The organism is Rhodopirellula sp. J20-39 (genome assembly GCF_057365095.1).
This window is the reverse complement of record NZ_CP195123.1, coordinates 6997974-7020073: the sequence shown is the minus strand read 5'-3', so window position 1 is coordinate 7020073 and position 22100 is coordinate 6997974. Positions and strand designations below refer to the sequence as shown.

Annotated in this window: 16 protein-coding genes; 8 read left to right on the top strand and 8 right to left on the bottom strand. The window is 55.0% G+C overall.

From position 1 onward, the window contains the following. Nucleotides 1-135: 135 nt before the first annotated feature. From ACR3ZL_RS25645 to ACR3ZL_RS25630, 4 genes are all read right to left on the bottom strand, one after another. Complete coding sequence (locus ACR3ZL_RS25645; RefSeq protein WP_473650259.1) at nucleotides 136-903, bottom strand: CDP-alcohol phosphatidyltransferase family protein; 768 nt, start codon at nucleotides 901-903, stop codon at nucleotides 136-138. A gap of 96 nt (nucleotides 904-999) precedes the next feature. After that, nucleotides 1000-1287 (bottom strand): DUF167 domain-containing protein, encoded by a 288-nt coding sequence (locus ACR3ZL_RS25640; RefSeq protein ID WP_486173071.1) that lies wholly within the window; start codon nucleotides 1285-1287, stop codon nucleotides 1000-1002. A 16-nt stretch (nucleotides 1288-1303) separates the two neighbouring features. Beyond that, entirely contained in the window at nucleotides 1304-2806 is a 1503-nt protein-coding gene (locus ACR3ZL_RS25635) for a PQQ-binding-like beta-propeller repeat protein (protein WP_473650261.1), read from the bottom strand. Nucleotides 2807-2845: 39 nt separating this feature from the next. Then, the gene (locus ACR3ZL_RS25630) at nucleotides 2846-4963 is read right to left on the bottom strand and encodes a heavy metal translocating P-type ATPase (RefSeq protein ID WP_473650262.1); all 2118 of its coding nucleotides are present in this window, start codon (nucleotides 4961-4963) and stop codon (nucleotides 2846-2848) included. A 232-nt stretch (nucleotides 4964-5195) separates the two neighbouring features. Here ACR3ZL_RS25630 and ACR3ZL_RS25625 point away from each other — a divergent pair, with 232 nt between their 5' ends. Both ACR3ZL_RS25625 and ACR3ZL_RS25620 read left to right on the top strand, forming a co-directional pair. Beyond that, nucleotides 5196-6410 carry a M20/M25/M40 family metallo-hydrolase gene (locus ACR3ZL_RS25625; RefSeq protein ID WP_473650263.1) on the top strand — a complete coding sequence of 405 codons (1215 nt, stop codon included), beginning with the start codon at nucleotides 5196-5198 and terminating at the stop codon, nucleotides 6408-6410. A gap of 173 nt (nucleotides 6411-6583) precedes the next feature. Continuing rightward, complete coding sequence (locus ACR3ZL_RS25620) at nucleotides 6584-7987, top strand: PP2C family protein-serine/threonine phosphatase (RefSeq protein WP_473650264.1); 1404 nt, start codon at nucleotides 6584-6586, stop codon at nucleotides 7985-7987. Nucleotides 7988-8197: 210 nt separating this feature from the next. Here the strand turns inward: ACR3ZL_RS25620 and gatC are convergent, their stop codons facing one another. Together gatC and rpmB are read right to left on the bottom strand one after the other, a co-directional pair. Then, nucleotides 8198-8488, bottom strand: coding sequence for an Asp-tRNA(Asn)/Glu-tRNA(Gln) amidotransferase subunit GatC (gatC, locus tag ACR3ZL_RS25615; RefSeq protein WP_473650265.1), 291 nt, complete (start codon nucleotides 8486-8488; stop codon nucleotides 8198-8200). A 49-nt stretch (nucleotides 8489-8537) separates the two neighbouring features. After that, nucleotides 8538-8807, bottom strand: coding sequence for a 50S ribosomal protein L28 (gene rpmB, locus ACR3ZL_RS25610; RefSeq protein ID WP_473650266.1), 270 nt, complete (start codon nucleotides 8805-8807; stop codon nucleotides 8538-8540). 600 nt (nucleotides 8808-9407) lie between these two features. Here rpmB and ACR3ZL_RS25605 point away from each other — a divergent pair. The 3 genes from ACR3ZL_RS25605 (at nucleotide 9408) to ACR3ZL_RS25595 (ending at nucleotide 14855) form a co-directional block, all read left to right on the top strand. Beyond that, the gene (locus tag ACR3ZL_RS25605; protein WP_473650267.1) at nucleotides 9408-10781 is read left to right on the top strand and encodes an outer membrane beta-barrel protein; all 1374 of its coding nucleotides are present in this window, start codon (nucleotides 9408-9410) and stop codon (nucleotides 10779-10781) included. Nucleotides 10782-11196: 415 nt separating this feature from the next. Then, nucleotides 11197-12645: a porin gene (locus ACR3ZL_RS25600; RefSeq protein WP_473650268.1), complete on the top strand. Its 1449-nt coding sequence runs from the start codon at nucleotides 11197-11199 to the stop codon at nucleotides 12643-12645. A 299-nt stretch (nucleotides 12646-12944) separates the two neighbouring features. Continuing rightward, nucleotides 12945-14855, top strand: coding sequence for a membrane or secreted protein (locus tag ACR3ZL_RS25595; protein ID WP_486173070.1), 1911 nt, complete (start codon nucleotides 12945-12947; stop codon nucleotides 14853-14855). Nucleotides 14856-15094: 239 nt separating this feature from the next. Here the strand turns inward: ACR3ZL_RS25595 and queC are convergent, their stop codons facing one another. Further along, a complete protein-coding gene (queC, locus tag ACR3ZL_RS25590) occupies nucleotides 15095-15790 on the bottom strand; it encodes a 7-cyano-7-deazaguanine synthase QueC (protein WP_473650270.1) in 696 nt (231 codons plus the stop codon). A 78-nt stretch (nucleotides 15791-15868) separates the two neighbouring features. After that, the gene (locus ACR3ZL_RS25585) at nucleotides 15869-16831 is read right to left on the bottom strand and encodes a 3'-5' exoribonuclease YhaM family protein (RefSeq protein WP_473650271.1); all 963 of its coding nucleotides are present in this window, start codon (nucleotides 16829-16831) and stop codon (nucleotides 15869-15871) included. A gap of 421 nt (nucleotides 16832-17252) precedes the next feature. Between ACR3ZL_RS25585 and ACR3ZL_RS25580 the strand changes: the two genes are divergently transcribed. The 3 genes from ACR3ZL_RS25580 to ACR3ZL_RS25570 all read left to right on the top strand — a co-directional run bounded on the left by ACR3ZL_RS25580 (nucleotide 17253) and on the right by ACR3ZL_RS25570 (nucleotide 21245). Next, nucleotides 17253-18896: a serine/threonine-protein kinase gene (locus ACR3ZL_RS25580; protein WP_473650272.1), complete on the top strand. Its 1644-nt coding sequence runs from the start codon at nucleotides 17253-17255 to the stop codon at nucleotides 18894-18896. 62 nt (nucleotides 18897-18958) lie between these two features. Beyond that, entirely contained in the window at nucleotides 18959-19801 is an 843-nt protein-coding gene (locus tag ACR3ZL_RS25575) for a hypothetical protein (protein WP_486173069.1), read from the top strand. 478 nt (nucleotides 19802-20279) lie between these two features. Continuing rightward, on the top strand, nucleotides 20280-21245 hold the full coding sequence (locus ACR3ZL_RS25570; protein ID WP_473650274.1) for an alpha/beta hydrolase family protein: 966 nt from the start codon (nucleotides 20280-20282) through the stop codon (nucleotides 21243-21245). Nucleotides 21246-22100 lie beyond the last annotated feature (855 nt).

Sequence of the window (22100 nt, the reverse complement as noted above, 5' to 3'; positions counted from 1 at the left end):
GTCAGAATTGAAATCGGTCGCGGCTTTGGCAAGGCAACGGAGCAGGGCAGGGCGTCGCGAAGCAGAATGTCGCGAAGTAGAATATTACGGGGCAGAATCTAGCGGGGCAGGGCGGGCAAGCTCAGGCAACGCGTTCTAAATACTCGGCAGGCCGGATGGCTGCGATTTCGGAAGATTTGCCATTGTCGAGACTGCTTTGCAGCCGACGGATGTGGCTTGGGCCATTGTTTCCCGCGTGACCCATTCTTGGGTGTCGACCGGTGCGTCGCATTGATTGACTTCGTTGACGCTTGTAACCAGTTGATGCATCAGCATGGCGATGCCAACAATGATCATGGCTGCATAGCCCCAGAATGCGAACGTGGCGGCGAAGCTTGTGCCCAGTAGTGTCGTTGTGCCGACCGATAAGACCAGGCCGGAAAAAGCCAGTGCCGTTTTGAACTCGGTGGGCCCAAATGTGGACAGAGTGAATTCGCCGGTCATCTTGGACTTTATATTGGTCAGAACCGCCATGGCGAATAGGCAGCACACCGCAGCCAGTCCAAAGTCGAGGCGACCAATCGCAACGGACAGACCGATCAAGATGTAAGCGAAGCTGAGTGGATCGGTAAAATGGTCCAGCAATTCGCCGCCGTTGCGACATTGTCCGGTGGTGCGAGCGTGGGTGCCGTCAAGACAATCCGCGGTATGGTTGCCGGCAACTCCCAGGCATCCCACCAATCCGCCCCACCAAGTCGTGGTGGAAAAGGCAAAACCGATCGCACCGATGATGGCACTGATATGGCCAATCAACACGATGCCTTCAGGTGGGAACCAACGGGGAATTCGCAGGGCAGGGTAGAGTGCTTTTAGGCGTGGGCCGATGACGGGATCGAGCAGGCTATGTGAAACGCGACGGGACATGGCGAGGGCTCCTGGGAAAGAGTGCGAGTTTCTTACAGGAGCCCGTTGGTGGATGAGCGTTTCGCTGGAATCAAATTTATTTCGAAATCAATTCATTCAGCCTGATAGCAGGTTTCGCAGTTCGTCGGGCTGGATGCCGGCGATTGATATTGTTTTGATACGGTTCGTTTCGCCGTTGATAATTTCAATGCTGGACTTACTGACGCCCAGGTGCTTGGACATAGCGGCGATCACCGCCTTGTTTGCCTTGCCGTCCTCGGGAACAGCGTTCACAGCCACTTTCAAAGCGCCGTCGTGCGCGCCGCCGATCGCCGCCCGTTTGGCTTTCGGCGTAACCCGGATGGTCAGTGTACTGCCGTGGGGATTGGATAGAATCTTGAACATGCAGGCCGAAGACGTTTTAGCGGATTTGGAAGCTTAGTAAGCGGTCTTGGTCGCGAACGTACAGGTTGCCGTTGGCAATCACGGGGTGCGCCCAAGCATTTTTGTCGCTGCGGTTGGGTTGAGTGAAGCGGCCAAGCTCTTCATATCCGTTGGGGGTGGCATTTATCAACGCGATGTCCCCCTGTTCGCCTCGCACGTAGAGCACGCCGTCGGCAGCGGAAATTGATCCTTTGCCCACACAGCGATTTTGCCAACGGATGTTGCCCGTTTTCCAGTCAATACACAGGAGAACGCTGTTGTTGGTGCCGTAGATGTATCCATCGACGAAAACGAAGCCACCGTGATGGTTTTCAAATTTCTTGACAAAGAACTCTTCGCGGGTATTCCAGTTTTGGCCTCGGCCGGTAATCAGGGCTTTGCCGCCGCCCGTTCCATAACCGCTGGCGGCGAAGAGGGCGTTGCCGATCACCAACGGGGTGGAACAGTTGGCGGTCCCGTTGGCTGGTGCGTCGTAGTGCCAAAGTCCGCGACCGGTTTTTGCGTCAAAGCCAACCACGCCACCGTGCAGGAAAACAACATATTGTGGTTGCCCATTGATTGTCGCGGAGATGGGGGAAGCGTACGATGCAGTCGTGTAACCGCCGCTGAGTTCGGCTGCGGAGCCTTGCCAAATGGGAGCACCGTTGGACTTGCGGAGGGCAACGACGGTGGCCCGCTCTCCACCGGGAGTGCAGATCAATCGGTCTCCATCGATCAGCGGGGATTCGGCATAATCCCAGTGACCGCAACTGCCGCCGAAATCGCTTTTGAGGTTCTTCTTCCACGCGACGGTCCCATCGGCTCGGTTCACCGAAACGAGTGTCCCATCGCTGCCGATGGCATAAACTTGATCGCCATCGACGGTGGGTGTGCCGCGGGGACCAGGGTACCCGCCACCGCCTGCTTTTCGTCCTAGCGGCGCGGTCCAAATTTCGCTGCCATCGGAGGCCGAACGGCAGAACATTTGTTCGGTGTCACCTTTGGCACCGAGTACATAGACGCGGTCTCCGGTGACCGAGGGCGTTGAGTAGCCTTCACCAATTCCGGTGACATTCCACTGGAGACTGGGACCGCCTTCGGGCCAAGTCTTAAGTAGGTCTGTTTCTGTGCTGACACCATCGCGGTTGGGGCCGCGCCACTGCGGCCATCCGTCATTGGTGGGTTGTGGACTTGATTGTGATGTCGGTGATGAGGACCGTTTGTCGTCGCTGGGGCGTTTGTTGTTCGAACGCTCGCGATTGAGATATTCCAGGTCGCCGACACTTAATTGTTTCAGCGGTAGAATGACAATCTTTTGGTTGTCTTCGCGTTGCAGCCGAATCTTTTCCGAAGTTTGTTCGATCAACTTAAGGCGGACATCGGAACGTCGTCCCGACGAGGTGGTCCAGTGCCGGTAGGTTTCAGCCGCTTCTTGGGCATGTGTCGCGCTGTGAATAAAGCTAGCGACCAAAAATACGGCGAGTGCGATGATAGGTTTCAATGGAATACCTGTTGGTTGACGGATCCGTCTCGGCCGGATTTAGGAACGGAGCAAACGGAGGGCATTGAAGGTGACCAGCAGGGAGGCGCCGGTATCGGCTGCAATCGCCGCCCACAAGGATGCATAGCCAAAGAAGGTCAGGGCGACAAAAATTAGCTTGATCGCCAATGCGAAAACGATGTTTTGACGAATGATGCGAAGCGTGCGTTGGGAATGATTTCGTAACCATGGTAGCAGACGCAGATCATCAGACATTAATGCGATATCCGCGGTTTCAATTGCCGCGTCGCTTCCTCCGGTTCCCATCGCGATGCCGAGGGTGGCGAGCGCCAAGGCGGGCGCGTCATTGATGCCGTCGCCAACCATCGCCACCGATTCGTATTGATTCACAAGTGATTGGACTGCTTCCACTTTATCTTCGGGTAGCAGTTCGGCGTGGATTTCGGTGATGCCTACCTGACGCCCGATCGATTCGGCCGTTTTTCGGTTATCACCCGTCAGCATATGAATGGATTGGACGCCCGAAGCTTGTAGTTCAACGAGAGCTTGTTTGGCTTCGCTGCGAACTGGATCCGCCAGTCCGATTCGTCCTAGAACGGCATCCTCATCGCCGACATAAACAATCGTTTGCGTACTGGATGCATCTGGCTCAGCGATTGAGGAGGGTGCAAGTCCGTCTTGCTCATCTCGGAAGCGTCGTGAACCGGCCCAGTATCGTTTGCCGTTCATGCGGGCGAAGGCGCCTTTGCCTTGGACGATTTCGATGTCGTCGGCTGACTGAATCGAAAGTCCTCTTTGTTCAGCTTCGGCGGTGATTGCTCGGGCCAGAGGATGGTTGCTGTGGGATTCAATTGCGGCGGCGAGTGACAGTAGTTGATCTTCGTCGATAGTTTCGCTAACGATTTCGCTGACATGCGGTTTCCCTTGTGTCAGGGTTCCTGTTTTGTCCAGTGCAATTGCGGTTAACCGTGCTGGGATCTCGATGAAGACGCCTCCTTTGATCAGGACACCTTTACGAGCGGCTGAGGTGAGCGCGGCGACAATACTGACGGGCGTCGAAATCACCAAGGCGCATGGGCATGCGATCACTAGTAGCACCAGGGCTCGGTACAGCCAAGAGTCCCACGGTTGATTCAGCAAGAGCGGAGGAATGACAGCGATAGCAGCAGCGAGCGCGAAGACACAGGGCGTGTAGACGGCTGCGAACTTTTCTACCCAAGCTTCCGATGGGGCGCGTTTGGAACTAGCGTCACCAACCATACGAATGATGCGAGCAAGCGTCGTGTCGCCGGCAGGACGTGTGGTGGTGATTTCGAGTAGACCAGAGCCGTTGATGGTTCCAGCAAAAACAGTATCCCCAACCTGCTTGGATACCGGAACGCTTTCACCCGTGATTGGCGATTGATCGATCTCGCTGATCCCCGAGGTGACGGTGCCGTCTAGCGGAACGCGTTCGCCGGGGCGGACTTGAAGAACGGATTCGATAGGAATCGATGCCGGGTCCACTTCCGTGGTTTGCCCATTGGGAAGCAGTTGTCGAGCGAGCGGCGGCGTCAGATCCATCAGCGAACTGATCGCGTTGCGAGCACGTGCCACGCTCCAAGATTCAAGCAGGAGCGAGAGGGAAAAGAGGAATGCAACGGTGGCTGCTTCGAACCATTCGTCAATCAAAATCGCGCCGATGACCGCGATTGACATCAGTAGATTCATGTCTGGGCGAAGAGTCCGAGCCGAACGCCACGCTTTGGGAATGACGAGAATCAAGCCGGCGAAGATACCGACGGTATACAACGCTTTGTCTAGAGGAATGGCCAGATCCTGGACTTGGGCGGTGAGACCGAGCAACCCAAACACACCGCTGGCGATTGTTAGGACATCACGTCGGCGATACCAATCGAGATGTGCTTCGGCCTCGTCGGGGCTGGACCCATCGTTCCATCTTTCTGAACGTAGACCCGTTCGATCGATCGCGGCCAGTACATCCGCTTTGCTGACGTTCGCTTCGTTAAGATCGATCGTAAGTTTGGCGTTTAGCAGATCAAACGATAGGCGTTCGTCACCACCAAGCAGCGGCACCAATTCTCGTTTGAGCATGCTGACTTCTTCGACGCAATCGAGGCCATGGATTTTGCGTTCCAGCGTTTGCGAATCAGGCATGTCAAAATCGGGGTAGGGCAGGGCGGTGGGGCAGGGCGGTAGCCAGCCTTTTGTGGTAACAATGTAAGCGGAACGCGGGGGTCATGGCGATGTTGGCCGTGGACTGGCTTCGGTTTCATTGGGGCCCAAGGTTTCTTGGCCCGCTAGGGAACCGCTGTTACCGCTTTCTTTCTTCTCCGCCATTTTTATGCAGGACGGTTACTTGAATACTGACAAGGCTCTAGAGCGGTTCATGGAATTGACCGCTATTCCAGGACGCAGCGGCGAGGAAGGGGACGTTGCGGCTACGATCACTCGGTGGTTGGTCGAGGCGGGGGTGCCCGCCCAAAGCATTGAACAGGACCAAGCTAATCAGTCGAGCCGAATTGGTGGGAATTGTGGAAACCTGATCGTGACATTGCCCGGTGACGATTCGCTGCCTCGCGTGATGTTATCCGCCCACATGGATACGGTACCCGTGTGCCTAGGCGCTCAGCCGATTGTGGTTGAAGCAGAAGACTTGGGCGACAGCGATGAACCCGAAAATGCTCATGCGGGTAAAGAGCTGGCAGGCAAGATTGTAAAATCGTCGGCAGATACCGGCTTGGGGGCCGACGATCGAGCGGGCTGTGCGGCGATCGTGACCGCGATCGAGAACCGGATGCAGTGGATAAAAGAAAATCCGGGGGCGCCAGTTCCTCCTGCCGTCTGCACTTTTTTGATCCAGGAAGAGATCGGTTTGGTGGGGGCCCGCTATCTCGACGGCGAACGCGTAGGCCAGGTTGATCTGGCTTTCAATTTTGATGGCGGCACGATGGACAAGATCCGTCACGGTGCGATTGGCGGCGAGCGGATGCAGATTGTCGTTCGCGGATATGCCTCTCATGCGGGGGTGGCACCTGAGAAAGGTGTCAACGCGATTGTCATCGCTGCCAAGGCGATCGCCAATCTTGAAGAGCGTGGTTTGATGGGGTTGATTCAGCAAGACGGAAAACGCGGCACGTCCAACGTGGGAGTGATTCAAGGTGGGGAAGCCACCAACGTAGTGACCCCTGAGGTCAAGCTGCGAGTGGAAGCTCGCAGTCACGATGGGGAATTCCGTAGCTGGATTGTCGCTCAAATTCGGCAGGCGTTCGAACAGGCGGCCAAGGAGGTGACGGATGTCAGCGGACGCTGTGGTCAGATTGAGTTTACCAGTCAGGTTGATTACGAGGCGTTTGCACTGGCGGAGGATCATCCGTCGGTGCAAAAGGCAACCCAATTGCTGTCTGAACTGGGTTACAATGCGGTCTGTGAGGTCGCGAACGGAGGCTTGGACGCTAATTGGTTGTTCCAGCATGGCGTCGAGGCCGTGACGCTGGGTTGTGGGCAGGCAGCAATCCACACGGTCGATGAGCATTTGCTGGTCGATCACTACTTGGATGCCTGCCGACTGGCGACGCGGGTTTTGACGGAATCATCCTGCTGAGGGATTGTGTTGTTCAAGAAGGGGGCGATGACGCGGGGCGATTTGGATTGGATGCGGGGCGAAGTTGTGGGAGAGTTTGAACGCGGACTAGGTGCAAGAGGCACGGGCCTCTACATTCTCGCTCTGATTTGCTCGGTATAGTTCTCTGGTTTTTTCGTTGAGGCGTTTGTCGTTTGTCTGATTCTTGGCAGTCTGGTGTGAAGGTCGCGGAGTTGACGCATGTAGGAATGCGCCGTGCCAACAACCAGGATTCGTTCGCAGTAATGGTGGCGGAATCCCCGGACCGCTTTGAAAGGCGTGGGCATCTTTTCGTCGTTGCCGATGGGATGGGAGCTCACGCGGCTGGCGAATTGGCGTCTAAGATTGCCAGCGAGCAGATCGCGATGCGATACATCAGCTCTCAAGAAAGCGATGTCGGGCAAGCTTTAGGTGAGTCCGTTCATCATGCGAATACGGCCATTTTTGAACGCGGCCAAAGCAACCCCGACTTCCACAACATGGGGACGACGGCCAGTTCGCTGGTTTTGTGTGGCGGTCAAGGATATGTCGCCCATGTCGGCGATTCACGAGTTTACCGATTGCGCGACCGTACGCTTGAGCAGTTGACGTTCGATCACTCGTTGGTGTGGGAAATGGAAGCGAGTGGGCAGGTCGACAGCGACAGCCCGCTTGGGAAAGCCATTCCCAAGAACGTAATCACGCGCTCACTCGGGCCGGGTGAACACGTGATGGTGGATCTAGAGGGGCCCTTCGACGTGCAAGTCGGGGATCGATACCTGTTATGCAGTGACGGGTTAACTGGCCAAATTGAAGACGAGGATTTGGGCGTCTTGATGGATTGTTTGTCGATCGACAAGATCGCTCCCGTCTTGATCGACTTAGCAAACCTGCGAGGCGGGCCGGACAATATCACCGTGATCGTCGTCGATGTCACCGGCGAGAACGTGGCGGCGGGCGGCGCACCGGATGAAGTACCGGCGAAAACGGGTGGCAGTCGCTGGAGCCCGGTTCATTCGTCACGCATGTTGTTAGCGGCGACCGGAATATGCTGGTTGGGTGCGATTGGATTTGGGATCGCCGTCATCTTGGGCCACGCTCGAATGGTCGGCTCCGCAATTGTGGCATTCGTACTGGGCGCGATCGCGATATCCGTTTGGTTTAGCGGTGTGCTTGGGACCGGAAGCAAGCGACCGGCGTTGAAAACGCGGCGGCGGAAGGCGGGTTCGAGACCTTCGGCCAGCCAAGCGGCTGGTTTGGCGACCTACGATTCCGGGTTAGAAGCATCCGAGATTGCGTTAGGGAACGGGCCGTATCGATCGTATTCGGTCGACCATCACCAAGCTCTGTGCAAGAACCTAGGTGGCGTGCTTGCGGAATTAAAACGCACGTCTGATCAGCATCACTGGTTGCTCGACTGGAGTGACGTCGACGCGATCGAAAGCCAAGCACTGCAGGCTCAAAGCGAGGGCAAGTGGAACCAAGCGGTCGTGCAGTACTGCAACGCGGCACTCGAAGCAATGGTCTTGTTGCGTCGGCACCAGGACGATTCGGCTAGCGATACGGCGGTCGATCTCTAGTCGCTGCTTCCGTTTTCACTCTGGTGAAGGCAAGGCTCGACTTAGATGGCTTGAGGCTGATGGGCCTAAAGCCCGGGGCGACATGTCTCGTATTAGTAAGTTCAGCGCAGCAAGAGGATTGTGCGGGGCCCTTTTCCCGTCTCGTGCTTCCACCACATCCAATACCGTCAAATCCAACTCAAGCATTGCATTGGGCCCGCGATCGATCGGCTATTTCTTGCCGAGAACGGGTGGAACCAGAAAGAAGCCGTCTTGGGCCGCAGGTGCAGTTTGCGTGGCGGTTTCCGGAGTCAGACTTGGGGCCGGGGTGTCGTCCCGGAAGCAATTGTCGATGTCCAGCGCACTGGTCATCGGCTCGACGCCTTCGGTATCGAGCTGCGATAGCTGTTCAACGAAGGTCAAGATGTCGGTGACTTGGCGACCGAAGCTGGTTTGTTCAGCCTCGGTCAGTTGCAACTTCGCCAAGCGAGCGAGTTTTTCGATATCGACTGTGGATGTCATGTTCACTCCCTGGCGTTTGCAGAACCGGTGGGTTCGCTATTTCAGCGAACTACTTTTTGACGCCACTGACGTCAAACGGCTTGGTCTTCACCGTTTTACGAACAATACCGCTACGGATGCACTGAACGCACACTCGCAGGGTTTTATTCTGGCCACTGGGCAACGTCACATGGACGCGTTGTAGGTTTGGGACAAATTTTCGGCGGGTGCAACCAGTGATCTTGGTACCGACTCCACCGAGATACTTCGCTTTACCGCGAGTCTCGATTCGGTTGCCCATCTGTACTTTTTTGCCGCACGCTTCGCATTCTCGTGCCATCAGATTCTCCGCCGCTAACTAATTAGGGGTGTTTTAAATACAGGTCATCACCCCTTTTGGGTGACGCCGTGATGAATGTGTTTTTCTTGGAAGCCCCGTAGGATAGCGACTGACCGCTTTTTTTGAAAGCAGGAATCAACATTGGGGACGCTGAAATGCTCAGAGACACCGAAAAGGTGATCGAACCGGCTGATAGAGGGGGTTTTTGTTGCGTTTTGGAGTGAATTTGCTTCGTGATCGGGACAGATTGCCTGATCGGCAAGGGTTCCCTAATCAGCGCGAAGATTGCGATCGGTCTGTCAGGAACCGTTGAGACTGATTCCGGAGCTAATTAGTAGGACCAATGCGTTCGCTAGTGCGGTTTGCACCGATGAAACTTTCGACAAGCCGGTGTGGAACCGGGAACAGCCTTGAAACTCAGATTGAAGCCTAGTGGCGGCTAGCTTCGAAACGAGGGCGGCGAGGCCGGATGTTGTTTTTCGGTCATGGGGATTCGAAATGAAGTCCACTCACGTGAGTGGGCCACTTCGATTCTCTGACCACGCCAAAATTGGTGCCACAAAACTCCCCAATTGGATTTGGGATTAAACGGAGAAAGCAATGAAGCTTAGTAAACTAGCCCTGATCGCAGCGGTTGCATGCGGTATCAACGCCAGCAACTTGATGGATGTTCGGGCAAATGAGATTAATTTGGTTTCGTGCTGCGAAACAACTTGTGACTGCGGTGAGCCCGTTTGCGGTTGTGAGCCAGTATGCTGCGAGCCTACTTGCGACGACAACGCATGCTGCGAGCCTGAGTGCGGTTGCGAAGTCAGCTACTGCGAAGACACCTGCTGTGACAGCGGATGTGACTCGGCAGCTGGTTGCGGCGTCCTTGGCGGACTAGCTGCTATGGGCGATTGCGGCGACTGCGGTGCTGATCCTTGCTCGCTGTTCGGCGACATCGGTCACGGCATCACTGTCGGCGGATGGGCGCAAGTCGGTTACCACACCGCAGCCCTTCCACTTTTCAACAGCCGTCCTGATGAAGTTCAACTTCACCAAGGTTGGTTGTACGCTGAAAAGGCGATCGACACTTCTAACGGTTTCGATATCGGTGGACGTATTGACTACGTTTACGGTACTGACGGACCTGATACTCAGGCATTCGGTATCGACAACGGTCACTGGGATTCCGGTTGGAGCAATGGCGGAGACTACGGTCACGCATTGCCACAAGTTTACGCTGAAATGGGTTACGGCGACCTGTCGGTCAAGCTGGGTCACTTCTACACCATCATCGGATGGGAAGTTGTTGGAGCTCCTGACAACTTCTTCTACAGCCACGCGTACACCATGTACAACAGCGAGCCCTTCACCCACACCGGTGCATTGGCGACCTACAACGTGTCTGACGACATCTCGGTATGGGGTGGTTACACCCTTGGTTGGGACAGCGGTTTCGAAGACAACGGCGATTCGTTCTTGGGCGGTGCTTCGCTCGGTTTGACCGAAGACATCACCATGATCTACGCCACGACTTTCGGTCGTTTCAACGAGCGTCAAGGATCAGCTGAAGGTGCTGAATCAGGTTACATGCACTCGTTGATCTTCGACGTTGCCGTGACTGATAACCTTCAGTACATCTTCCAAAGCGACGTGCTTGAGTCGGATTACGCTGACAGCACGACTGCACGAAGCACCTTCGGCATCAACCAGTACTTGCTCTACACGATCAACGACTGCTTGGCAGTTGGCGGACGCTTCGAGTGGTACGACAACGAAGGAATCTACGAAGACGGTGGTGGAAACGGTATCGAAAGCGATATCTACGCTTTGACCTTGGGTGTCAACTACAAGCCTCACAGCAACGTCATGTTGCGTCCAGAAGTTCGCTGGGACTGGGTTGACTCCAACGTCGCAACCCCAGAAGTTCTGGAAGATGGCGACGACGACCAGTTCAGCTTCGGCATGGACTCGATCTTCTTGTTCTAAGAGATCTTAGGATCGCTTGAAAACGCGAACCGACCGGATGCTAATCAGCGTCCGGTCGGTTTTTTCATGCGCTAAAGGAAAACCGCGATTTGGCGAAATGGGTGGTTTGGCGAGACGAGGGTGAACCAGACGGTGCAAGCTTCGGTGCTGGTTTGCTGCCTAACCGGCACAGATTAACGCGATGCAATAGGAATCATCGCATCGATTGGGATTTTCTTGTCGATGACCTTCACCTTACCGGTTATGCGGACCGATACGATATTGTGAATTGAGTCCTTTGATTCGTTTCACGTCGCTCGGTCATCCAACTTTCAATGGATGTGCGGCCCTCGGTTTGCTTTCACGGACGATTGCAAGGCTTGAGTGGGCGGGGCGTGTTACTGACAGGGGTTACCATCGGGGAAGGAAACCAGTGATGAAATCCAAACGTGCCGCGTTGTTTTTGGCTTTAGGCGGGATCGCCGCTTCCAGTTTAGGCTGGGGCTTTTCAGGGCTAAACGAAGTGTCGGCGGGGGAGCCTCTGATCTCGCAAGCCGCCTATCAACAAATGTCAGGCGGCTATCAGGCCGGCCAGCTACCGACATCGGTTTCGCCAGCATCAGGCAACCTCGCGCCGCTGGGAATTCAGCAAGTCGGGTGCTTCGAAACAAGCTGTGACGATGCATGCGATTGCGGGGGCGGGGCCGATTGTGGCTGCGGTGTGTCCGGCTATGAAATGAGCATGGATTGCGGTTGTGATCCAAACTACGGTTGCGACTGCGATGGCGGTTGCGAGTCGGGCGGGTGCCTTGCCAATGGACTCGCATGCAACCTTGGCGAACCGTTTTCGTTGTTCGGTCAAGCAGGCGCCATCTCCGCCGGCGGTTGGGCCCAATTGGGATACCACAGCAAGGCGTTGCCGCTGTTCAACAGTCGGCCTGACGAATTTCAGCTCCATCAAATGTGGCTGTATGCCGAAAAGTCAATCGACACGACCAACGGCTTCGACTTCGGTGGACGAATCGACTACGTATACGGAACCGATGCACCCGACACCCAGGCGTTCGGACTTGATAACGGTCACTGGGATACCAATTGGGACAACGGCGGTGACTACGGTCACGCTTTGCCGCAAGTTTATGGTGAGGTCGGCTATGGCGATTTGTCGGTAAAGGTCGGACACTTTTTCACGATCATTGGTTACGAAGTTGTGGCCGCGCCGGATAACTTCTTCTACAGCCATGCGTACACGATGTACAACAGCGAGCCGTTCACCCATACCGGTGCATTGGCGACCTGGAACATCGGCGAAGATATCACCGCTTATGGTGGATACACACTGGGTTGGGATAGTGGTTTCGAAGACAACGGGGATTCGTTCTTGGGCGGGGTTTCGCTTAACCTGACTGATCACGTCACCGTGACTTATGCCAGCACAGGTGGCCGGTTCAACGAGGTCAATGGTGCGGTTCGGAATTTCTCCGAGCGTGGGTACATGCATTCGATCGTCACCGACGTCACGCTGACGGACAAGCTGCAATACATCAGCCAGTCTGATTTGCTGAAGTCTGAAGATGCTGACGGTAACACCGTTCGGGATTCAATTGGCTACAACAACTACTTGATCTACACGATGAGTGACTGTTTGGCCCTCGGATCACGTGTGGAATGGTGGAACAATGAAGTCGCCGGAGAAGAGTTTGACATCTTTGAAGTCACTTTAGGTGTCAACGTAAAGCCACATGCGAATGTTTTGATTCGTCCGGAAATTCGTTGGGATTGGGTTGACGGCGACACTGCGGTATTGGCTGCTAACGGCACCGGTCTAGATGGTGACGAAGATTCGCAAACAACCTTCGGTATCGACACGATCTTCACTTTCTAGTTCAAAACGGCCGGCAACCTTGGTGGCGTTTACTTGTTCAGTGAATGAGTGAAACGCGGGTTACGGGCGAACTGATAATCTATCGCTCGGCAGGGGGGTTGCGCCCTCCTGCCGGTTTGCGTTTCAACGCTCTGGCATTTCACCGCCATTTACGGCGCGATACCATGCCTCTCGGTAACGACAGGCCACATGAACATTCAGTGGCATCGCTAGTTCAACGCAATACGACCTTTCGGGCGGAATCCGACGTGAGTAATCATTTTCTACGAAGCCTTTTCGTACTAGCGTGCGGGTGTTTTTTGACATCCTCCGTGATTGCGGACGAAGGTGCCAACGCGCCTCTCGAAGTCGCTGGCAATGCAGGTGTGGGTGGATATCTATCAGCCACTGAAATCATGCCAGCCGATGCGGCCGGCGTGGTGACGGTTCCTGATATGCCGACGCTTTGTGACGCTTGGAAGAAAACCACGCTCTACGCCCTCGGCGAAGATTCCTCGATGCAGCCACTGATCGAAGCTAGCTTCGGTTCGGAAAGCGGTTTGTGGAATCGCGTTGGCGACAAGGTCGGGGTTCGTCCCAAAGACCTCTATGAGATCGGTGCCGGCGAAGTCGTGTTGGCTTGGTTGCCGTTTGAAAACGATCGCCGGCAACCTTCGTGCTTGTGTGTTGTCGCTGATATTCGTGGCAAAGAGGCGGCCGCTGCCAACGTCCTGGATCGCATTGACGCTGATTTGAAAAAGAACGGTGCGACTCGCTCCGACATCGTTCACCGTGGACAGCCCGTACGCGTCTATCAGCCAAAGACGCGCCCCGGTCAATTGAAGATCGAAGAAGTCGTTATCGCATTAACCGGTGAACGGGTGATTGCGGCGGATCGCCAATCGGTTGTGACTGAATTGCTCGACGGAATTTCAGACGGTGGTCGCAAGTTGAGTTTGGCAAGCGACGAAACCTACCAAACGGTGATCAAACAAGTCGCCGAGCGGACTGAAATTCAAACGCCTGGATCGAATGTCGATTGGTTCGTACGCCCCTTGGCTATGGGCCGCATTATTCGCGATGTTGCCAAGGTGGATCGCGGCAACAAGGTGAAGATTCTGAATCTGCTAGAAGATCAGGGTTTTGATGCCGTCAAAGCAATCGGTGGGACGGTGATTGTCGCTCAGGAAGATTTTGACCTGCTGCATCGTGGATACATCTACGCTCCGCCAGTGACTGATAAGCCAGACCGATATCGTTTGGCAGCAAGAGTTCTGCAGTTCCCCAACGGCGACCTCTATAACTTGCCAGGCTGGATTCCCGCCTCGACCGCCAGCGTGACCCAAGTCAACTGGAAATTGGAGTCGGCATTTTGGGCTGTTGAAAGCTTGGTCGATGAAGCGTTCAACGATCAGATCTTTCGGCCGACGATCGAAGGGATCCGAGACGACGAAGAAGGTCCCCAGATCGATATTGCTAAGAACGTTTTACCCAACTTGGGCGAACACTTAGTGTTGTTGACCGACAATACGAGTCCAGTGACGGTCGATTCCGAACGTGTCTTGGTTGCGATCGAGATTCGTGATGAAGAGGCAATCCGCGCTGCCGTTGAGAAGGCGATGGAAGTGGAGCCGGATGTCACGTTGATCGATGCGGTGCCTGGCGTTGATATTTGGAAAGTACAGCGTGGCGACAGTGGCGATGGCGTTGATCAGGAATTCTTTGATGACTTCCAGTTCGAAGAGGCTATCGATGAAGAGCAAACCCCGCTGCTGAATACCTGGGCGATCGCCGTTGTCGGCAAAGGTGAAGGATCAAACCAGCCTTATTTGGTCTTCGCTAGTCACGATAGTTTTCTGATCGACGTTGCGAAGCGAATTCAATCCGGTTCTTCGGACGGACTTGGAAGCTTGCCCGAGATTCAGTCGTTGTTGGAAAAGACGCGTAGTGTGGGTGCTGACCAGGTGGCCATTCAACGAATCGTTCGCTTACGCGAATCGCTGCGTACAAAATACGAATTGCAACGACGCGGTGAGCTGAAACAAAACGATTCAGTCTTGTCGACGCTGGTTCGTCGGATGATGGACAAGAAGGGCGAAAAGGAAATTGAACGACCCAATGTCGAGAAGTGGCCAGCCTTCGATGAAGTGCAGCAGTTCCTTCGCAATGCTTCTAGCTTCGTTGAAACGACGGATGACGGATGGAGCTTGAACAGTTTCATTCTGCACTAACGCATCAAGCCGTTTTTACTTGAGGTGTGCGGTAGTGGACGAGACAACGAGTCCATGGCACTCGAGGTTCGACCGTAGTGGACAAGGAAATATGTCCATTCTGCGGCCCAAGTCAGATGGACTCGTTGTGTTAGCGGAACGGCGCAAGCCGTCCGGTGCCAATCTCAAGGTTCGTCCACGCTGGTATTTGTCCACATGGCATTCATCCATGCTGCATTCTTGCTGCAGTCGATTTGCTGCTAGAGCGAAGGGTCAGGAGTGTTGTTTTCAGCGAAGCCTTTCGCTCTCAGCAAACACGCATCGCACCGGCCGCATGGAGTGATCTTATCGCCATCGGTGGTGATTGGATCGTAGCATGACAGCGTGATTGAGTAGTCGACTCCCAATCGAATTCCCTCGGCGATGATCTGTCCTTTGGTGAGGTCGATCAGCGGTGTATGAATGGTTAGCGGCGTGTTTTGGGATTGAACACCCGCCTTCGTAGCCAACCTAGCCATTGATTCGAAAGCCGCGATAAATGCTGGGCGACAATCGGGATAGCCGCTGTAGTCTAGAGCGTTGACACCAATGTAGATGTCAAACGCACCGATGGTTTCAGCCACAGCGAGCGCGTAAGAAAGAAAGATCGTGTTGCGAGCGGGGACATAGGTGACGGGGATGTCGTCACCAATATCGTCCAAACTTTCACCTTTCGGGACGGCGATGTTGCTGTCGACTAAAGCCGAACCGCCGAGTTGTGCCAGATCGATGTCGATGATTCGGTGCGATGCTGCCTGCATGCTGGAGGCCAGAACGGTCGCTCGTTCCAGTTCGGTGAGATGTCGCTGGCCATAGCGGAAGCTGATGGCGTGAACGGCATGCCCACGTTCTTTGGCGAGGGCTAAACAAGTGGCGCTATCGAGGCCACCGGATAGAAGGACGACAGCGGGAGTCATGGGCTTGATCAGGAAAGGTGTGTGGTCGGCTAGGCCGGTTCGAAACGATGCCGGTTCAAAATGTTAATTGGGAAGTGACTATTTTTTCTTCCAAAGTTTGCGCCCGATCGCGGGAGTGTAGTTGGTCCAGTTGCCGTCCGCGGCAATATCGCGATCCATGATAGCGGTGTACGACGCGAGCTTAGCGTCCAGGTTGTCAATGTGATGTAGGGCGACCGCTTCCAGAGTAACGGGGATCTTGGGGCTGCCGTATTCCAGTGTCCCGTGATGACTTACCACCAGGTGTTCAACTTGGTAACGCAGTTCCTTCGGGAAGATCTCGCCGCTTGATTCTTCGACTTCAGCGATCTTGTCGCCTAATTGTTGAAGTCCGATGACGATGTGACCAACAAGTTGCCCACGATCGGTATAGCTGATCTCGCCGCTGGAACGTAGTTCGTCGATCTTGCCGAGGTCGTGCAGGAACGCGCCAATCAGCAACAGATCGGTGTCGACGCCGCTGTACCGGGGACCGATCATCCGCGCCAGTTCCATCATGCTAAGCGTGTGTTCGAGCAGGCCTCCAGGATAGGCATGATGGTTGGTAACGGCCGCGGCAGCTTGCCGAAAGCTCAGGATGAAGGCTTCGTCGTTCAGGTAAGCGTCGGCTAAGCGAGTCAGCCATGGCTGCGATAAGGTCGCCAGTAGTTCACGCAGTCGGGAAAGATTCTGTTCCGCTTGGTTGGCGTCAAATCGTTCGAAGTCATCCAAGGAGATTTCGCCGGCATCCATTCGTTCGACATCGGTCACGATGATCTGCAACGCACCGTTGTGGATCTGGGTTCGGCCTTGGCAGAACACATAGTCGCCCCGGTCGAAGCGATCGAAGATGGCCTCGTCGGCATTCCACATCATGGCCGCGATGGTCCCGCTGGCGTCGGAAAGCTTCAGCAGGATGTACTTCCCACCCTGACGATTGACACGGAGTTGTTTGTCAGCGGCCTGGAAGGATTGGCCCAACGTGATGCCGTCGGTTAATTCGTTAATCGGTGTGCGAGTCACAAGGAGAACCGGGGCAGGGGGGGGAGTCGAGTCAAAAACAGGAAAACGGCTAAGCCGCCGCCTTGGCCATTCAACGGCTAACAAGGCTGCCAAAATCCTAACAGGCTGAAAAACCTAGCAGGAGGGTGGGGCGGGACTTAAAATCAACTGGATTTCGACTAACCGAGCATTTAGTCTGCCCTGGTAGTTTGACCCATAGGTTTGTTGCCAGACTGCCCGACTCGCGCGATCCAATTTCCAACTTGTTTGCTAGACTGCCTACCGGCGGACTGGTTTGCGTTGGGATTCTGGTATCTGAGGCCAGAAATGAGGGCCAGAAATTGGGTCCAAAATTTGCTGCTCCAACGTGGCAAAGATCTACAGCCCGAGCAACGATCGACAGCCAGGACGTTTGCCGTTTTCCATTATTGGCTCCCACTCCATGTCAGCACCTCCGAAGACTCCCGATTTTCTCACCCCGCCGGTGCGGGAAGGTGAGATCGGACGACTCGGGCCTTACCGCGTCATTGACCTGTTGGGCAAAGGGGGGATGGGACAGGTCTTTCGGGCGGAAGACACGCGGCTAAAACGTGTGGTTGCGTTGAAGGTGATGAATCAAAAATTCGCCGCGACGCCATATAGCCGGCAGCGATTCATCGAAGAAGCCCGCTCAATGGCAGCGGTTCATCATGACAACGTGGCGACGCTTTTTGAGGTGGGACAAGAGAAGACAACGCCATTCATGGCGATGGAGCTGCTGCAAGGCAACAGCCTCGAAGAGCTGTTGGATGAAGGCCGCCAATACAGTTACGACGAAGTCATCGAAATTGGCAAGCAGGCTGCACTCGGTCTCGACGCGGCACACCAGCGAGGCATCATCCACCGGGATATCAAGCCTGCCAACTTGTGGATGCAGACGCCCCACGAGCGAATTAAAATCCTCGACTTTGGGCTCGCTTTGGCGGGGACCGGCGAAGATAAACTTGTGAGCTCTGGCAAAGTGATGGGCTCGTTGGGATACCTGGCTCCTGAACAAGCTGGGAATGAACCGGTGGATGAACGAACCGATTTGTATGCCCTGGGCGTCGTGCTGTATGAACTGTGCAGTGGGAATCCGCCCATTTTGAAACGCAGTGCGCCGGAACAGTTCATCGCCATTTTAACCAGCGATGCACCGCCCGTTGTCGACGAGAATCCAGACATCCCGTTGCCGCTGAGCGATTTGATTGGAAAGCTGCTACGTAAGAACCCTGGTGATCGGATCCCTACCGCGATCGCATTACATCAAGCACTTTGCGATGTCGCCGACGAAATTCAGCATGGCAACCAAAAGCAGCTCGAAATCGATCTCGGCACGGACGAAAAAGTGGAAGCAAAGCAACGAAGCTCCACCGGTAGAGTGCCGGTGGCTTCCAAAAGCGATCAAGCGGACGTGCTTGAGGCTGTAATCGTCCCGGGCTCCGGCGACTCGGATGACGAAGTGGCCGAGGTCGTTTCGCCAGGCTTGATGGATTTCCGGATGTGGTCGTTGGTGGCCGCCGTGATTGTCTTAGTCGGTTTGCTTGGGGTTTACCTGATGACCGGGCCTCGCCGGGTTGCTCAAGAGGTTTCCGAACTCAGCTTGGTGGAGATACCTGAAGGTGTCCGGGAGCCGGTGGGTGAGTCATCGTCAGCCCCTAAGCCGATCACCGCAACGACGCTGGGTGCGTTGTCGCTCGAGACGCCGGCCCTACCTGAAACGGAGGTCGTCGCGGGCAGTTTGGCTCAGTTCACGCTTTCGTTGCTCAACCAAGCGGACTCCCCGCAAACGGATCCACGGATGATCCACCGGGGTGTGAAGAAGGTCGCTGTGGTAGCGATCTACTTGAAGCAGGATGGCAAGTCGAAACAAAAAGCGCCGGCGTATCCATTTGTTCTTTCTGCGTCGCAATTGCCTGCCTCGGGTGCGAACAAGCCCGTCGTCGTGCAATTCCTGACCTCGGGGTTGGCGCCTGGCCGCTACACCGTGATCTTCGAACTGCAGGCCCCTTTGGGTGCCGAGTTGTCGTCTGTGGAATCGGAGCTTGTCCTGACCAAATCTTCCTAAATCACGCCGTTAGGTGATCTAGGGTGGCCACATACTCAATTGCTGGGGTTAGAATGCCCGTTATGAGTGAAACCACTGCTAACTCGACGAATACAAGCGACACAGATGTCAAGACGTCCTCAAGGGACGTGTTGAGCTCGTCGAGTCATTGGCGAGCGACCTCCACGAGCGTCCACTTGGCTCGGTCCAAACAAACCTGGACAGGTGCAGGCAGCGCGGCCGGGTACGTATTGCGATATTTGGCACCGATGCGGCGATTGATGATCGATGTGGCCGGTGGTGAGCAGGAGGCCGATCGTGCGCTCGCGATTTTGGTTGCGCACTTGGTGAAGGCTGGATTCAGCGGGCATGATAAGGGACGACTTCGAGACTTTTTGGTCCGTGGTATTCGCTCGGCGGCCAAGGCACGATTTGACGAAGCGAAAGCGGACAGTGAAAAAGGGGCGACCGTCGATGGTAAGCCTGTGAAGTCACCCAAGGCGCCTCGCATTGAAGCAGCACAACTGGAGTCGTCCGACTGGATTGGGTATTGGCGAGAAGGCATTTTGCAGCGAGCTTGGCGATCGCTAGAACGTTACCAGCACGCGTGTCGATATGGGCGGATCGTCAATCAAAGCCCGGACGCGCCTGCCGAAGACATCGTTTATGACTCGTTGCGGGTCATGATGTCGCATCCCAATGAAACTGGTGAGCTTTGGGCCGGGCGGGTTGCCGCCATGGCCGGTCGCAACGTCACGCCGGATGAGGTTCGTAGCCAAATCGAACTGGCTCGCGTGCGTTTTGCCCAGCAAATCGCAGACGAAGTGGCACAAACCCTCGAACTACCCGAGCCCAAAGCGGTTCACGCCGAGATCAAATCGCTAGGGCTAGCGAAGGCGTTCGCGGGCGTGAAGGTTTTAGCTTAGCGCACGAATCCAATAGTGGTTCGGATCGCAAATTTGAAGACGCGCCAGTTGGTAGTGCGTCGTTGTCGCCGGCAAAGTCTTCCGTGCGAATGCTGTATGCAGTTGGTGACCTGCCGACCGCAGTTCGTTCTCCAGCATCGGCCTGCCTCCTGGTCTGTAACGGACTAAGGCTCCTCAGTCCGCAGCACCCCAAACCAGACCAAGGTCCTGGGGCAGCTCTTCTGGCAACCGGAAACTTTGCTGTGCACCAGGGCAAAAGCCGAGGATCCTGTTCCGTGCCATCCATAGGATCCTGTTTGGTGCCAGCCATGAAGGCACCATGTTGCTGAAGTTGCTGAGCGAAACTTGTTTCGGTTGTGCGCGTTCAAGCTATATACGGTTCTTGCTGTCTTGAGACCGCCGAATATTCCATTTGGCGATCGAACCGAACCGGTAAGCGAAGATTTTTCATGAACTTACAAGCTTGAGGGTTGGGCTGATGATGAAACGCCAACTATTCGCGACATCTATCCTGCTAACGGTTTTCCTTGCCTATGGCACTGGCGTCCATGGTCAAAGCAACACGGTCGATCTACCAACGAATGTTGATAAGACACGCAATCGAAATGTTCCGATCGTCTTTCACCTTCCGAAGCAGAAAGAAGCCTGCCCGTTGGTTTTGATCTCCCACGGCGGGGCGGGGAGTCGCCATGGGATGTACGCCTTGGCGTCGGAGGTTGCACGCAATGGATTCGTAGTCGCATGCCTAGAGCATGTTACAAGCAACACTGATAACATTCGTCAGCGGATGAGGAATAGTGGAGTCGGATTCCGGCTCGCTTTGTTGGAAAGTGCCGACGACATGGTTCCCCGAAAGAACCGGCCGCTGGATGTGAGATTTGCCATCGACCTTTCGGAAAAGTTGAATGCCGACGATCCGCGATTCATGGGGCGAATGGATTTGTCTGAGATCGCGATCATCGGACATTCCTACGGTGCCTACACGGCAATGGTGGCCTGCGGAGCGAAACCGGTCAAATTAAGGGAAGACCTATCGGAGCCGCGGATCAAGCTCGCGATCGCTTTCAGCCCCCAGAGCTCGAACGGAAATTTCTTTAATAAAGAAAGCTTCCAATCCGTAACTCAGCCGTTCGTTGGAATTTCAGGAACCCATGACATTTCCGGCAAAGGCCACCAAGACTTCTTTCATCTCATGCCGCCAGGTGACAAGCATTTGTTGTGGTTTTATGACGCGAACCACTTTAGCTTTTCCGATCCCACCGGCGGTCCACGCAGACTTCCGAACACAGACACCGACGTGACGAACGCTCTCAAAATCATCGTCCCCGAGATCTTGGACACGTATCTTCGAGACAAGGGCGACCTAGACAAAACAAGGCGTGACGACTTGATCGGAAGTAGCCTCGGCGGCACCGTCAGGCAAATTGAATGGAAAGTGAGGTAAGTCGTCCGCGACGTTTGACCGCTCAACCGATTGTAACCACCCCGCGAAAGACACAGTCGTCAACGCAACTACGGGGCTCGAACGAGTGTTTTCCAGAGCGAGTCGTATCGGGGTGATCGCGTTAGTCGATCTAGAGATTTTTCTGCTACAAAAAACGCGTTGTTCTATCTTTCGGCAGATGCATAGCACTAGACGATCTGGCACTGATCAACCCGTCGCTCTAGGTCGAATTCGAAGTTACTCTAACGAATGCCGGCGACTTGTCGAGCACGACTTCATGGATGAGCTTGAGGCATAAGATGCCCAGTAGGCTTTACTGGACCCTTCAGGCTCGGGAGGACTCGAAAGCAGTTCGCCAGCATATTGCGGAGGGATGCTCAGCTACTCGTTTGCTTACGTTCGCAAGATATACCTGTCCATTGGGAGGCTTCGACAGTCCCCTTGCTCCAACGAAGTGGTTCCTGAGCATCGGATCGAGACGATCTGGGAATTTCTATACGGCAATTATTTACCGTGTATCCGATGCCCACATCGACGTTCATACAGTCTTTCCCAGTTCACGCGTTCTTGATTAGCAAAACCTGTAGTGAAGGCCAGCAATGTGGTAAACACCAACCACCGCCAAGCCAAGCCTCCGATCGGCCTGCATCACAATCAGCGTAATCCCAAACACGATCTCATGAGAAATGGATGGCACCAAGCTTCCGATGGCACCAAGCTTCCCAAATGCGGCCATCGAGACAGCGGGCGTGCATGAATCGTCGCCGAATCATCGGTCAAAGCGGACCGGCAACTGTGAAGACGCATGGTCGGAAGGGTGAGCAAATAGATCATCGCCGACTGCTAGCTGAGCGA